Source organism: Ornithinibacillus contaminans, assembly GCF_001038425.2.
Taxonomy (GTDB): Bacteria; Bacillota; Bacilli; order Bacillales; family Amphibacillaceae; genus Ornithinibacillus; species Ornithinibacillus contaminans.
Genome location: NZ_LDPV02000001.1, coordinates 28,017 through 43,063, shown reverse-complemented (window position 1 = coordinate 43,063; position 15,047 = coordinate 28,017). Strand labels below are relative to the sequence as shown.

The following is a 15,047-nucleotide window of genomic DNA, read 5'->3' as shown; positions in this document are numbered from 1 at the left end:
GCACGATACCCGCTCCGGGAATATACTTCGCTTTCACTTCCAGCACAGGGGTGACATCTGCTCGAAACTACCTCGCAGTGTCTACCTTGCCGCGGGGCTGCTGAGCCTCCTCGCGCTGAAAAGCAGTGCGCCTGTGTCTGCTAGTATCGCTTCGGAGTATGCTTCCTCAGCGCAAGGGAACGAAGAAGGTTATTCAAGTAGCACCCTCACTGCGGGGGCTCACCTAAGCCCTTCCTCCCGCAGGACTCTACGTATATTCCCTACGCTAAATCAGTGCATTGTTCGTCCTTGTATCTTCTCATTTTACTTATGTCCCAGCCTGCTTTTACTCACCTGGAAATAAGATTCCGTTCTGTTTTCGAGCTATCTCCGTCCATTTTGCTACTTGAATACTGCGGTTCATCCACTTTTCAAAGCTTAAACGGTCGTTTGATTGAATCATTTGTACAAATTCATTAATTTCATAAACCATATCTAATTCTTCTTGGGAACCAGCTAATTCAATGGTTTGCTTATCCGTCCGAATCGTTAAGCCAATGCTTTCGATTGGGGCAATATGATCAATTATTAGCGTTCCATCCTCACCCTGAATTTCAGCAGCAAGCGTTGAATCCGTAATTTTTGAGGTCAAAATTGTTACATTAATCTTTATACGTTAAGACAAGGGTTCCACTGCCATCAATTCCATTGGATAATAACACAGGGGAATACTTTACTTCAGAAGGCTTTCCAAATAAATCAATAGCCATACTTACTGGATACACCCCTAAATCCATTAAAGCGCCTCCTGCAAAATCCCGTGAAAACACATTTGCTATCGTGCCTTCTTTAAAAAGATCATATCGAGAAGAGTACTGTAAGTAGGGCAATATAGCTCCGCGTACCTGCCCTATTTTACGAAGCGCTTCTTTTAATACGTTATAGTTTGGTGAAAACAAATGACGATAACCCTCGAACACAAATACATTTTTCTCCTGTGCCGCTTGGAAAATTGCTTCTGCCTGAGCTTTTGTGTAAGCCATCGGTTTCTCACAAAATACATGCTTGCCCTTTTCAATACAATCCATTACATGCTCATAGTGGAGCTTATTGGGGGATGCAATGTAAACAAATTCTGACTCATCCGCTAACAGCTCGTCCCAATTTGTGATTACTTGCTTACCACTATTTTTAGTCGCAAATGTACGAGCAGTTTCTTCATTCCGAGAATAGACCGATACTAATTCTGCCTGTTTTGTTTTTCTTGCCGCATGTATAAACATCTCTGTTATCCAGCTTGTTCCTACCACCGAATATCTCATCTAGGATTGTTCCCTTCCATTATGATCATTTTGTTGTTCTTCCTTCTCTTGAACCGTTGGTAATGGATCAACCGTATGCTTATAGGCATAACCCTTTGACGTAGTCATAACTGACAATGCTAACACGCCGATCACAATAATAATTCCTAATATAATAAACCAGATCATTCCTGACTCTCCTTTTCCATCCTGTATGACTCCTATTTTAACATAATTGTTAGATAAGTAAGACGCAAATTAATGCTAGTATTCTGTCAAAATATAAGGATTTTGTAGCATTTAATACGATATTTCAGTATCTTTTCGAATACACGAGCTGTTCGATTCTCACTCCATGAAACGGCAATTAATTTAAAATAATCTAACTATATCACGTTTGAACCTCCTACCTTGAACCGATACCATGAAACTATAACTGTTTGCAGCCAACTATTCTATCTTGCATGCAATAGGTAATTGGTAATTTTTACATACTTATCGGAACGTTCCTGAAAGTAAGCATACGTCATTCAAGCAGTTGACAGCTTGTCATTACAACTGAAAATTATGAGGAGGATTTTTCATTTTATGAAAAAAGTATTACTAGCTTCGATTGTATCCATATCAATCCTGTTAGCAGCTTGTGGTTCAGGCGAGACAAGTGGTAATGGGGAAGAAGATAAATTAGCCAGACTACAAGAAGAAGGAAAGGTAACCATTGGATTCGCCAATGAAAAGCCCTATGCCTATCAAGGAGAAGATGGTGAATTAAAAGGGGCAGCAGTAGATATTGCAAAGGCCGTATTTACTGAACTTGGTATTGATGAAATGGATTCACAGTTATTAGAATTCGGCCAGCTCATCTCTGGACTAAACGCTGGACAATTTGACGTGATTACGGCGGGTATGGCAATTCAGCCAAATCGTTGTGAGAATGCTGCATTCGCCGAACCGGAAATGATGTATGGGGAAGGTTTAATTGTGGAGTCTGGTAATCCACTTAATCTAGAAAGCTACGAGGATATTGCAGCGAATCCTGATGCCGTGATTGCGGTGATGACTGGTGCAACGGAAAATGACTTTTTAACAGACGCGGGTGTTGATCCTGATCAGATTCTAGCTGTTCCTGATATTCCAGCATCTATTGCCGCAGTGGAATCAGGGCGAGCTGATGCAACAACAGCAACAGAAATGACGATTAAGGATGCCATGAACTCGGCTAATTCGGATAACTTAGAGTTTGTGGAGACCTTTGAACAGCCTGATGTAGAAGGGGTACCAAGCTATGGTGCTGCGGCATTCAATTTAGAGGATGAAGCGTTAGTCGATGCCTATAATGAAAAGCTTGCTGAGCTTAAAGAAGATGGTACTATAGCTGAACTCTTAGAAAAAAATGGCTTTAGCGCACAAATGAATATGGTGCCTGATGACATTACAACCGAAAAAATTTGTAATGGTGACATATAAGACAAACTAACATGAGATGTAAACAAGACTCCATAGGGTTCACCCCGTTTAGGGGGTCTAACCCTATGGTTTTTGTCTGTTACGATACGTATTTTCACAAAAAATAAGTGAAAAATCAGCGATTGTTCAAGCTGTACTCATCATTTTTAGAAGGAGTGATTAAGATTAATGCCATTATAGATGTTTTTCCTATTTTAATGAAAGGGATCGATATAACCATTACTGTACTTGTCCTATCGGTCATTTTTGGTTATTTGTTTGCCTTTATTGCAGGGCTTTGCCGACTATCAAACAATCGGTTAATTAGTGGCTTAACCACCTTTTACGTTGAAATCTTTCGTGGGACGTCGTTAATCGTACAATTGTTTTGGTTATACTATGCCATTCCGATGCTGTTTGATTTATCAATCGATAACCAATTGTTTGCTGGCGTTCTTGCCATATCGTTAAATTATGGTGCCTATATGTCTGAAATTGTACGTGGCTCCATTTTGGCAGTGGATAAAGGACAATCAGAAGCCTCTATCGCCCTTAATTTATCTCGATTTCAGCGCATGCGCCTTATTATTTTTCCGCAAGCTGTTCGGATGATGCTACCTGAATTCGGTAACTACCTTATTCAAATGCTTAAAGCAACCTCACTTGTTTCCTTAATTGGTATGACCGATATTTTATACCATGGTAACATTTTAAGAAGTACTGACCTATCACAGGCACCAACTGTTTATCTATTACTATTAATTTTCTACTTTATTATGGCATTGCCATTAATCTTCCTTACTAGAAAAGGAGAACAAATTTCTAAAAGAGGGGTGGCGAGACTTTGAATATCAATTGGAAATGGGAGATGTTCTTTGAAGCCTTCCCAATCATTTTAAAAGGGATTGGTGTTACAATAGGATTAACATTTGCTTGTTATGTATTTGCACTAGTATTTGGATTTGTCTGGACCTTTCTAAGAAGAATCCAATTTAAACCAATCCATTGGCTCGTGACGTGGACAATGGAATTCATTCGCTCTACCCCACCACTTGTACAGCTTTTCTTTCTATTTTATGCTTGGCCAATGATTCCTGGAATTGGTGTAACACTCGCGCCTATTCCTTGCGCCATTATAGGGCTCGGTATACATTTCAGCACATACATTGGCGAGGTATATCGATCAGGAATTGAAGGTGTGGAACAAGGACAATGGGAGGCATCTAGAGCACTCAACTTTTCTACTAGGCAAAAATGGACTAAAATTATATTACCACAAGCAATTCCGCCTACTATACCAATGTTAGGAAACTACTTAATTATTATGTTTAAGGAAGTACCTTTAGCTTCAACCATTGGTGTAGTCGGAATTCTAGCGATGGCAGAAACATATGGTGCCAACAATTTCCGTTATTTAGAAGCCTATACAATTGTTGCAATCATTTTCTTAGTATTAAGCTATCCTTCAGCAATACTAATTAATAAATTGGAAACGAAATTAAATCGCCGCTTTGATAAAAAAGCTGCACTTCAAGAAAGTAAAGGAGCGATAATCTCATGACCATATCCGTAGATAGGAAACGAAACCATGTTACCACTAATACCAACACAAAACCGATTGTAGAATATAAGAATGTCCATAAATCATTCGGAGATGTCGAGGTTCTAAAAGGGTTGAACTTGGATATTATGCCGGGCGAAAAGGTGGCATTAATCGGACCAAGTGGATCTGGGAAAACAACTATTATCCGCATGCTTATGACCTTAGAGCAACCAACTTCAGGAGAAATTATTGTGGATGGACAAAACTTATGGCATATGGAGAAAAACGGCAAACTAGTTCCTGCAAATGAAAAGCATCTACGTGCGGTACGTGGTGATATCGGGATGGTTTTTCAGCATTTCAATCTCTTCCCACATATGACAATCCTACAAAATTGTATGACAGCACCTATTCAAGTGCAAAAGGAAGATAAGGAAAGTGCTAGAAAACGCTCCATTGAAATGCTTGAGAAGGTTGGGCTTGGAGATAAATTGGAACAATATCCGAATCAATTATCTGGTGGGCAAAAACAACGGGTTGCGATGGCTCGTGCGTTAGTAATGCGACCAAAAATCATGCTATTTGATGAGGTTACCTCGGCGCTTGATCCCGAATTAGTTGGCGAGGTGCTAGAGGTCATTCGCGATATTGCCAAAGAAGGCGAAATGGCGATGGTTCTTGTTACGCACGAAATGGAATTCGCACTTGATATTGCCGATCGCGTTATCTTCTTAGATAATGGTGTCATTGCCGAACAAGGAACACCAAGTGAAGTACTGGAAGAGTCTACCAATGAACGATTACAGCAATTCCTGCACCGGTTTAGAAACTAATAAAGAAGCTGCGCGATTGAAATTGCGCAGCTTCTTTTTACTCTAAATCTTCCCCAATAATGCGTACCTCACGTTCTAGCTTCACACCGAATTTTTCGTTTACGGTTGCTTGTACGTGACGGATTAAGCGAATATATTCCTCCGCAGTGGCATTGTCTTTGTTTACAATAAAACCTGCATGTTTTAAGGACACTTGTGCCCCACCAATCTGCGTACCCTGTAATCCACTATCTTGTATCAATTTACCTGCATAATAACCTGGCGGACGTTTAAATACGCTACCACAGGAAGGATATTCGAGAGGCTGTTTTGATTCTCGTTTATAGGTCAAGTCGTCCATAACCGCTTTTATTTCTTCATATTCTCCTGGCTTTAGTGAGAAGGTTCCCTCTAAGACAATATATCCGTTATCCGGGATATTACTTCGACGATATTCTAAGTTGAGTTCGGCAGCATTCAAGGTTACTAAATCACCATTTGAGTCGACAACAACCGCACTTTCTAGAACATCTTTTATTTCACCACCATAAGCACCTGCATTCATGTAAAGCGCACCACCGACAGATCCAGGAATGCCACAAGCAAATTCCAGCCCTGTTAGTCGTTGCTTTAAAGCTTCTCTCGACACATCAATAATCCGAGCACCACTTTGTGCAACCACTTTATTGCCCACCGTTTTAATGTCAGCTAAGCTATTCAAATTCAATACAATACCCCGAATGCCACCGTCTTTAACAATTAGGTTCGATCCGTTACCAAGTAAGGTAAATGGAATAGAATCTTGTTTGGCTAGCTTTACGATTTGTTGGACTTGTTCATAAGTCTCTGGTGTCACATAAAAATCAGCAGCTCCACCAAGACATGTATACGTATGTTTTTTTAAAGGCTCATTAACCATCACATTTTTCTCTGATGTAATGTTAATTAACTTTTCCAGTACATGATGATTGATCAATTAAATCATTCCTTTAACAAATTCCTTCGTTTCCATTCATCATCTGTTTTATTGTAAGGTATTTCCCAAATTCTTGCCACTTATTGAGGTGCTAAGTACATTTTTGAATATAGAAGACCTTTATAACTATATGGTAGGTAGCTCCTCTTTATGATTCGTCATGCTTATAGCCTGTTTAGTTGGACGGATACGGACTGGATTCAGCGATGATAGCTCTTAATTCAGCGGGAACCAAGCTATTTTAGCGTAAATAATGATTAATCAGCGTTGCCAACAATAATTCAGCGTACCTACCTAATATGAGAGGCGGGAAAAGTAACAGAAGAGACTGGTCAATAAGTGTCTATGGTTAGATAAAATCCGAACGTTGGTGCACGATACCCGCTTCGGGAATATACTTCGCTGAATCAGTGCATTGTTCGTCAATTCATCTTCCCATTTTACTTATGTCCTAGCCTCTTCCGTAACAAAACTTATATTAGTTTTTCAATTTCTGATTCTTTCATTAATGCTTCTACTTTTGCTTGTAGTGCATCTGCTTCACGTTGCTGCGCTAGCTGTTCCTTAATTAGCGGCTCCGCTTCTTCAAAAGCCATCATGTCATCCATTTCTTCTTTTAACTGATCATAGGTTTCTTTAATATCATCATCCGTGACTTCTTCTGTCTCAATGTGATCTGCCATATATTTTTCCAACGTAGTAGAGAAACGGATTTGATCCTTCAACGTTTCCTCCGTTAAATTATATTGCTCTAGATAGGAGGCAAATGACTCCTCGTTCTCTGATTTTAATTTATCAAATTCTGTTTGTACTTCCTCATCCGTTACTTCTACACCTTGCTTATCTGCTTCTTGCTTAATAAGCTCTTGTGCAATAATTTCATTTAGGGTTACTTCTTTAATATTGTCTTTATCCTCAATGTCTTGTCCAAATTGGTAGACACGCATTTTTGTTTGTAGGTATACCGTGTTATAGCGCTCACCAGTAATTTCGGTATCATTGATACGTACAACCACTTTATCATTTTCTACCTTTTCGTCTTCATTCATGGTAATTTCGGTTGGTGCAGCTTCTTCTTCCTTATCCTTCTTACTTTCTTCTTCCTTATCATCACCGCAAGCTGCTAAAACGACTATTAAACCAAGTATCATTAGTAAACTAAATAGTTTTTTCATGCTATTCCTCATTTCCTAAACGTTGTATTACTATTCAACCATACTTCCCACTAGTAACGCAAGGCAGAGGTATAGGCTAGAAGCGTCAGCGTCCCTGCTATATCAACCATTTAAGGCACTATTAACAAGTTCATTACAAATAAGACGATTTTTACAAACTGATTGCATAGAAAAAGCAACCCACAATTTGTGGATTGCCTTTATTTGTTTTACTCTACACTTGCAGTAATTTCCTCAACCATTTCAGCAACAGAGATTAATCCGCCACCTGATAGGTACCAGTAATCTGGATTTAGATATACGATATTGTCGTTTTGATATGCTTTCGTATTCTCTACTAATTTATTTTCTACAAGCTGTGATGCTGTAGTTTCACCAGCGTCAATAGCAGCGCCTCGGTCAATAACATAAAGAATATCCGGATCCTTCTCGACTACATATTCAAACGTTACATTCATCCCGTGAGTTGAAGCTTCAATATTAGTATCAACCGGTTCTAAACCAAATACATCATGAATAATACCGAATCGAGAATTAGATCCGTATGCACTAATCTTATCGTCATTCGCTGAAATGATAAGGGCATTATTCCCACTTGCTTCTGCTTTTTCTTTCAAACCTGTAATTGCATCTTCAATTGCAGTTAACTCTGTTTGTACTTCGTCTTCTTTTTCAAAAATCTTTCCAATTACATCTAGATTTTCTTTAAAGGAATCCATATATCTAGTTGTATCCACTCCTAAATAAATGGTTGGCGCAATTTCCGTTAGTTGATCATACAGCGAAGATTGTCTACCAGAAATGATAATAAGATCTGGATCAAGTTCTGCAATTGCTTCAAAATCAGGTTCTTTTAGCGATCCTAGATTTGTATAGTCATCACTTTCATATTTTGCTAGATATTCTGGAATATTTCCTTGTGGCACACCAGCTACCTCAACACCTAGCTTATCTAGTGTATCTAAAGTACCAAAATCAAACACAGCAACTTTCTCAGGATTAACTGGCACATCTGTTTTGCCAAGCTCGTGTTCAATGGAAATGGTTGTAGCAGTTTCAGCACCATCCGTTGAGCTTCCCTCACCTGAGTTTCCTTCATCTGTACTTCCACAAGCTGCCAATATAATAAATAGTATACTGATACCTAATAATAATGATAGTTTCTTCATATTTTACTGCTCCTTTTTAGATAATATATTTTAAGCTAATGTTGCGGATGAAACGAATGAGAAGAACCTAACTCTTCATAGTAAAAACAAGTAACAATCGTATCTATGGTTAAAAAGTTTGACCAACTACTCCAGCAAATGAGCTGAATAGGAGAAATTTGAGCGCTCAAAATTTCTAATTATGTACGTTGGATCAACATAAAAACGTAAAACATAATCATTTACCAAACCATTTAGATAAGGTAAGATAAAGTTGTAAGGGTCCTTTATAATGGCTTGGTGATGATTATCATCCCTCTATTATAGAGGGCTTTTTTTGAAGGTTCATTCTTTCCATTCGCTTAACCACAGCATTAGTTCTTAACCATTAGTAATAAACACAAATCCTCTTGTCGCCTACTTCTTGGATTTCAATATCCATGTCATATAATTCCTTTAAGACACAGGCATCGATAATATCGCAAGTGCGACCTTGTTTCATAATCTTCCCATCCTTAAGTGCAACAATATTGTCTGAATAACAGGATGCAAAGTTGATATCATGGATGACGATTAGTATCGTTTTTCCTAACTCATCGACTAATCGTCGTAATATCTTCATGATTTGTGTTGAGTGACGCATATCTAAGTTGTTCAGTGGTTCATCCAAAAAGATGTACTCGGTATCTTGGGCGATGACCATGGCAATATGGGCGCGTTGGCGCTGACCACCACTAAGTTCATCCAAGAATTTATCCTGCATGCTCCCTAGCTCCATATAGTCAATTGCTTCGTCAATTTTTGTTTCATCTTCTTTGGTCAGCTTCCCTTGTGAATAAGGAAATCGTCCAAACGAAACGAGCTCTCGAACAGTTAATTTCAGATTAATGGAATTCGACTGCTTCAATACGGATATTTTCTTGGCTAGCTCATTACTATTTGTCGCTAATACATCTTGACCATCAATCTCAACATTCCCCTCATCCTTTGTGATTAACCGGGTGATGATAGAGATCAAGGTACTCTTACCAGCACCATTTGGACCGATAAATGACGTCATGGTACCTTTTTCGATTGTCAAGGTAACATCATCGACTACCTTTTTACGGTTATAGGTCTTTAACAGGTTCTTTACCTCTACCATGATCGATTCTCCTTTAACAATAGATATAGGAAGTACACACCACCGACAAAGTTAATAATCACACTGATTGTTGTTTGGAAGGTGAATATTTTTTCGACTATAAATTGTCCACCAACTAGCGCGATAATACTCATAAATACCGCTGCTAGAATAATATAAAAATGCCGGTATGTTTTCAAAAATTCATAGGTTAAATTAACAATTAGTAATCCTAAAAACATCATCGGTCCTACTAATGCTGTAGCAACCGCCGTTAGAATGGACACGATTATTAATAATCGTTTCACAACGTAATCATAGCTAACTCCTAAGTTAACCGATTCGTCTTTCCCTAACGCCAATACATCTAAATACTTGTAAAACCGGATGAAGTATAGAAAAACAATTACAATAATTCCAATCGATAAGTACACTAAATCTTTATTAACATTATTAATACTAGCAAAGCTTCTATCTTGCACAATCATAAACTCATTCGGATCAATGAGCACTTCCATAAACGATGTAAAACTATTGAAAAATGTTCCTAAAATCATTCCGATGAGTAGCAGGAAGTAGATATTATTCTTCTCACCCTTAAATAAAAACCGGTAAAGAACTAAGGAGAATAGTATCATCATGCAAATTGATAGTAGATAGTTAATACTACTATTCATCATAACAATAGAATTTGATCCAAAGACAAAAACAATGAAGGTTTGAATTAACAGATAGAGCGAATCTAATCCAAGAACACTTGGTGTTAAGATTCGATTATTCGTAATCGTCATAAATACAACTGTAGAAAACGCAATGGCTCCACCTGTTAAGATAATTGCCAATACCTTAATGATTCGTCTTGGCAATATGTAGCCAATATTTCCACTTAAATCATAAAATAAAAATAGCATGGTAAACACTACTGCGATTGCGGCGAGAATGATTGTTTTTTTCTTATAGCCCATATTTCTTTCTCCTTAACAACAGGTAGATGAAAATAGCACTACCTATAACACCAACCGTCAAGCTAATCGGAATCTCATATGGATAAATCAATGTTCTACCGATAATATCACAAGCTAAAACGAAGATGGCACCTAGTAAGGCAGTATGCAGTAATGTTTTCTTTAAATGGTCTCCCTGGTAGATGGTTACAATATTAGGGATAATCAAGCCTAAAAACGGAATGACACCAACCGTTAAGACCACTGATGCTGTGACAAGTGCTACGATGACTAACCCAAGATTGACAACCTGCCGGTAATTCAAGCCAAGATTCTTGGAAAAATCCTCACCCATTCCGGCAATGGTAAACTTGTTTGCATAAAAGAACGCAATCGCTAATATCGGGATACTAATATAAATCGCTTCATAATTTCCACTCATAATCATGGAAAAATCGCCTTGCATGAACGAAGACATATTCTGGATTAAGTCATTCTTGTAGGCAATAAACGTTGCGATGGAGCTAATAATATTCCCAAACATGAGACCGACTAACGGAATAAATATTGCATCCTTAAACTTAATACGATCTAGCACCTTCATAAAGATAAAGGTACCAGCTAGCGCGAATGCAAAGGATATCAGGATTCGTTGTAATGGATTTGCAGCCGTAAACACAAGTAAGGAAACCAATATTCCTAATCTCGCAGCATCTAACGTACCCGCTGTTGTCGGCGAGACAAATTTATTACGACTGAGCTGCTGCATAATTAGTCCGGCAACACTCATACTCATTCCTGCTATTAAAATACTAACTAACCTTGGAATTCGACTAACAACTAAAATTTGCGCCTGCTCATCGGTCAGATGAAAAATATCTAGTGGCGTTAGATTGGAAACACCAAAGAAAAGTGAAGCAACCGATAATATGGCTAGTATAATAACAAAATATCGTAATTTCATAGAATATAATCCTAACTATACCTTTTTTGAACTCCAACTAAGAATGAGATTCATTATCAATTAACTTTCTAAATTGAGTATAGCACAATTGCCTTATCCGTCAATACAATTCCACACACAATTTTCAACATTTTCTGAACGAATCGAATGTAAAAAAGCCTGTGCGCGGGATTCTAATAGATTCCGGGGCACAAGCTTTTTTTCAATTACTCATTAACTTCGCATCCATCATCCGTACAATAAGATGTTTTAGAATCGTTTGGGTTTAACGATTGAAGGGTTGGCTTAGCACTTTCTTCTTCCCAAACTTTTTCTAAAACCTCAGCAAAGACTTCTTTCGGTTGTGCGCCAGACACGGCGTATTTTTCATTGAAGACAAAGAATGGTACGCCTTGAATACCAATTTGCCCTGCCATCTCTTCATCTGCTCTTACGCGGTTGGCATACCGATCTGTTGCTAATAAATCTGCTACTTCATCGCCACTGAGACCTGCATCTGTTGCTAATCTCACTAATGTCGCATGATCACTTATTAATTCGGAATCAGTAAAATACGCACGGAAGATTTTTTCCGTTAGCTCTTTGCCTACATTTTGTGTTTCTGCGTATTTTAAGACGCGATGCGCATCAAATGTATTCGTATGCTGCATCGTATCGAAATTATAAGTTAACCCAACTTCAGCAGCTTGTTTCCCAACACTCTCATTCATTTGTTTCGCGTATTCAACGGACATACCTTTATTAGATGCTAAATATTCATGGATAGATTGGTTCGGGTTTATTTCAGCATTTGGATCTAACTCATAGCTTTTAAATTCTATTTTCACATTATCTTTATGATCGAATGCTTGCAATGCTAATTCAAATCTGCGTTTTCCAATATAACAAAAAGGACAGACAAAATCAGACCATACTTCAACTTTCATAGACTGCACCTCACTTTATTTAAGAATATTTTAGCATACCTACGAATACGGCAGTTAGTTATGTGCTTAAACAGAATTAGCTATATTTCCCGTAATCAGGTACGGCCATATCGTCAAAGTTGTCTACTAAAAAGGTGAGCCCTTCTTGTAATATATTTCCCGATAAGGAAACCCCATGCCCCGGAATCATTATGTTAGGATGCAGGGCATGTATCGTCGCTACAGATTGTTTCGCTGCCTCCCAATCCGTTGTGAAATATCTAGGAGGGCCGTTCACCTCTGCCTTTTGTAATAATACTTGATAGAAGGAATCCTGTCTCACGGTGATACAGGCATCCCCAGAAATTAACAATCCATCGATCGAACGATAAAACGATACGTGCCCAGGACTATGCCCTGGAGTATGAATCCACTCCCAGTCAGTCATGCCTGGAATGCGATGATCATTAGGTAGGGCTTTCAACTGTGAACCAATAGTAATCGGTTCATTGGGATATATCGCAGAAATTTTCGCCAGCAACCCGCCCTCCACCGTGCTGTCGGGTTCGGGATAGCTTTGCTTGCCGGTAAGATACGGAAATTCCGCTTCATGCGCATATACCGGAACATCCCATTTCCCAAGTAAATCAACTAACCCGCCAACATGATCAAAATGACCATGGGTTAATAAAATTGCCTTTGGTTTAGCACCAACACCATAGCGTTCCTCTGCCACCCGCCAGATTTCCTCAGCAGATTTTGGCATGCCTGCATCAACTAAATACCAGTATTCGGATGCTGGTTCACCGATAAAAATTACATTTACAAGTTGATTCGTATAATAATAGACATCCGCTGTTACAGCTTCTCCAACTGTACTTTTGATTGACGTCATCGGTATAAATTTCATATCACTACCTTCATGCATACCTTTATTCATCGTCAACCTCCTTTTTATCCTTAGTATTTGAAAGAGCGGATTATTCATGCCAAAAAGAAACAAGGCTAAAGCGTTTGGTTGCTTTAGCCTTGTTCATCTAATAGTGATCGCCCCATAATCGAAACGCGATTCGTATTTTTTAATTCCGTTAAATCCTTTGCCCCAATACCAAACATGGTAATTTTCAATTCGAATTCGATTTGTTCCATTACTTGTAAGACCGCTTCCACAGATTCTGTTGCTGCTTGGAGCAATGATCTCGCAAATCCAATAACATCGGCGCCAATCGTTAATGCTTTCGCTGCATCAAGACCTGTTTTCATTCCGCCACTTGCAACAAGCGGGGAATCTTCTAATTTACTGCGAACAGATACAATACAATCCTTCGTCGGTATTCCCCAATTATTAAATGCCTCTGCTGCCGCTTTTCGTAATGGATCCTTTGATCGTAACTTTTCAACCTGACTCCAGGAAGTTCCACCGGCACCTGCCACGTCAATGAAGGAAATACCAACATCCGCTAACTGTTTCGCCACTGTTCCATCGATTCCAAAGCCAACTTCTTTCACACCAACAGGTACGGATAAAGCTTTACAAACCGCTTCGATTTTCGGAAGTAACGTATCGAAGTTCAAATCCCCTTCATCTTGAATAACTTCCTGAAGTGTATTCAAATGCAGATAAAGTGCATCTGCTTCAGTCATATCGACAATACGCTGCGCTTCTTCTGCGCCGTACCCGTAATTCAGCTGTACCGCACCAAGATTAGCAATCAACGGAACCGTCGGAGCTTGCTTTCGAATTAAGAAGGAGTCTTGGTGTTTATCACTTTCTAACAATGCTCTCGTTGATCCTAATGCAATTGCCCATTTCCGTTCCTCAGCAGCGACGGCTAGGTTTTGATTGATTTCTGTTGCTAACTCTGAGCCACCTGTCATCGAGCTCACCAAGAATGGCGCCCCGAGTGACTTATTCAAGAAGCTAGTTTCAATCGATATATCGTTAAAATTAATTTCTGGTAACGCATTATGTATAAAGGAAATTCCCTCTAGTCCAGTCGATTTATTAACACCTTCCACTTGATCGGTTAAGCACAAGCGAATATGTTCTGTTTTACGTTTATTAATTCCTTGTTCTGTCATGTTCACACTTCCAATCCACAATATGTCCCCTTTAGTGTACTTGTTTTTCAACTCGATGGAAAGCAATGTGCAAGGAAACACACCTCACACTATCCCATGCATCTAACTCTCTTTTTTAGGAAAAAAAGTGTAGCTAAACGCAATGATAAAATCAATCGCCAGTACAAGTGACCAAATCCGAATCGTCCCGAGCAACGCCTCTGTTTGTGCTTCGTTGTTTATATATAAGATAATACCAAACAAGAGCACACATCCGATTGCCCATGCTAGTAAGTGTCGGTACCAACCTGCTCGTTCTTGCCTCGCATATTCTTTCCCAAATTTTTTCTTGCGCGGTGGTTTTGCGCCACCAGCAAAACGATAAGCAAATTGCTTATCCGCCCACTGAATCATTTGATGTCCAAATGCCACACTAACACCTATATAGACTGCCGCAACGCCATGAACTGTACTGGCAACAGAACCTTGATTCAAATCTATGACGGTTGCAACCAGCAATACCAAATCAACAATCGGTGTACAAATAAGTAACACATTACTCAACCGCTTCTGTTTAAATACATACCTCGAAATAAGACCAGCTAGAACAAACAGCCAAAAGCCTACTTCACAGGCAACTATTAACCAAGCTAGCAAAACACTTCCCCCT

General features: G+C 39.0%; 17 protein-coding genes. 4 read left to right on the top strand and 13 right to left on the bottom strand.

Features of this window, described 5'->3' with window-relative positions:
• Nucleotides 1-325 precede the first annotated feature (325 nt).
• From JF53_RS17120 to ytzI, 3 genes are read right to left on the bottom strand one after another with little or no spacing between them, the layout of a single operon-like run.
• Complete coding sequence (locus tag JF53_RS17120) at nucleotides 326-631, bottom strand: hypothetical protein (protein WP_083443513.1); 306 nt, start codon at nucleotides 629-631, stop codon at nucleotides 326-328.
• Between the two features lie 10 nt (nucleotides 632-641).
• Nucleotides 642-1,301, bottom strand: a complete 660-nt coding sequence (locus JF53_RS00230) for a Gfo/Idh/MocA family protein (protein WP_083443512.1) — start codon at nucleotides 1,299-1,301, stop codon at nucleotides 642-644.
• Nucleotides 1,302-1,469 (bottom strand): YtzI protein, encoded by a 168-nt coding sequence (gene ytzI / locus JF53_RS17115; RefSeq protein ID WP_083443511.1) that lies wholly within the window; start codon nucleotides 1,467-1,469, stop codon nucleotides 1,302-1,304.
• Between the two features lie 399 nt (nucleotides 1,470-1,868).
• Between ytzI and ehuB the strand changes: the two genes are divergently transcribed.
• The 4 genes from ehuB (at nucleotide 1,869) to ehuA (ending at nucleotide 5,102) form a co-directional block, all read left to right on the top strand.
• Nucleotides 1,869-2,747, top strand: coding sequence for an ectoine/hydroxyectoine ABC transporter substrate-binding protein EhuB (ehuB, locus tag JF53_RS00225; RefSeq protein WP_047980995.1), 879 nt, complete (start codon nucleotides 1,869-1,871; stop codon nucleotides 2,745-2,747).
• 164 nt (nucleotides 2,748-2,911) lie between these two features.
• Nucleotides 2,912-3,574, top strand: coding sequence for an ectoine/hydroxyectoine ABC transporter permease subunit EhuC (gene ehuC, locus JF53_RS00220; RefSeq protein ID WP_169750773.1), 663 nt, complete (start codon nucleotides 2,912-2,914; stop codon nucleotides 3,572-3,574).
• A 20-nt stretch (nucleotides 3,575-3,594) separates the two neighbouring features.
• Nucleotides 3,595-4,287, top strand: coding sequence for an ectoine/hydroxyectoine ABC transporter permease subunit EhuD (gene ehuD / locus JF53_RS00215; RefSeq protein ID WP_157052426.1), 693 nt, complete (start codon nucleotides 3,595-3,597; stop codon nucleotides 4,285-4,287).
• On the top strand, nucleotides 4,284-5,102 hold the full coding sequence (ehuA, locus tag JF53_RS00210; protein WP_047980994.1) for an ectoine/hydroxyectoine ABC transporter ATP-binding protein EhuA: 819 nt from the start codon (nucleotides 4,284-4,286) through the stop codon (nucleotides 5,100-5,102). The genes ehuD and ehuA overlap by 4 nt, the downstream gene beginning before the upstream one ends.
• Before the next feature lie 37 nt (nucleotides 5,103-5,139).
• On the opposite strand, the gene murB is transcribed toward ehuA, so the two are convergent.
• From murB to JF53_RS00160, 10 genes are all read right to left on the bottom strand, one after another.
• Nucleotides 5,140-6,057: a UDP-N-acetylmuramate dehydrogenase gene (murB, locus tag JF53_RS00205; protein WP_269083290.1), complete on the bottom strand. Its 918-nt coding sequence runs from the start codon at nucleotides 6,055-6,057 to the stop codon at nucleotides 5,140-5,142.
• A 473-nt stretch (nucleotides 6,058-6,530) separates the two neighbouring features.
• Nucleotides 6,531-7,232 carry a SurA N-terminal domain-containing protein gene (locus JF53_RS00200; RefSeq protein ID WP_047980993.1) on the bottom strand — a complete coding sequence of 234 codons (702 nt, stop codon included), beginning with the start codon at nucleotides 7,230-7,232 and terminating at the stop codon, nucleotides 6,531-6,533.
• A gap of 209 nt (nucleotides 7,233-7,441) precedes the next feature.
• Nucleotides 7,442-8,401 carry a siderophore ABC transporter substrate-binding protein gene (locus JF53_RS00195; protein WP_047980992.1) on the bottom strand — a complete coding sequence of 320 codons (960 nt, stop codon included), beginning with the start codon at nucleotides 8,399-8,401 and terminating at the stop codon, nucleotides 7,442-7,444.
• Nucleotides 8,402-8,768: 367 nt separating this feature from the next.
• A complete protein-coding gene (locus tag JF53_RS00190) occupies nucleotides 8,769-9,524 on the bottom strand; it encodes an iron ABC transporter ATP-binding protein (RefSeq protein ID WP_047980991.1) in 756 nt (251 codons plus the stop codon).
• Entirely contained in the window at nucleotides 9,518-10,468 is a 951-nt protein-coding gene (locus tag JF53_RS00185) for an iron chelate uptake ABC transporter family permease subunit (RefSeq protein ID WP_047980990.1), read from the bottom strand. Before JF53_RS00185 ends, JF53_RS00190 begins: the two co-directional genes overlap by 7 nt.
• On the bottom strand, nucleotides 10,458-11,411 hold the full coding sequence (locus JF53_RS00180; protein WP_047980989.1) for an ABC transporter permease: 954 nt from the start codon (nucleotides 11,409-11,411) through the stop codon (nucleotides 10,458-10,460). Before JF53_RS00180 ends, JF53_RS00185 begins: the two co-directional genes overlap by 11 nt.
• A gap of 206 nt (nucleotides 11,412-11,617) precedes the next feature.
• Nucleotides 11,618-12,337: a DsbA family oxidoreductase gene (locus tag JF53_RS00175; protein WP_047980988.1), complete on the bottom strand. Its 720-nt coding sequence runs from the start codon at nucleotides 12,335-12,337 to the stop codon at nucleotides 11,618-11,620.
• 76 nt (nucleotides 12,338-12,413) lie between these two features.
• Nucleotides 12,414-13,256, bottom strand: a complete 843-nt coding sequence (locus JF53_RS00170; RefSeq protein ID WP_047980987.1) for an MBL fold metallo-hydrolase — start codon at nucleotides 13,254-13,256, stop codon at nucleotides 12,414-12,416.
• An 83-nt stretch (nucleotides 13,257-13,339) separates the two neighbouring features.
• Nucleotides 13,340-14,398 (bottom strand): type 2 isopentenyl-diphosphate Delta-isomerase, encoded by a 1,059-nt coding sequence (gene fni, locus JF53_RS00165; protein WP_047980986.1) that lies wholly within the window; start codon nucleotides 14,396-14,398, stop codon nucleotides 13,340-13,342.
• Nucleotides 14,399-14,500: 102 nt separating this feature from the next.
• Nucleotides 14,501-15,034 (bottom strand): 2TM domain-containing protein, encoded by a 534-nt coding sequence (locus JF53_RS00160; protein ID WP_047980985.1) that lies wholly within the window; start codon nucleotides 15,032-15,034, stop codon nucleotides 14,501-14,503.
• Between the last annotated feature and the right edge of the window lie 13 nt (nucleotides 15,035-15,047).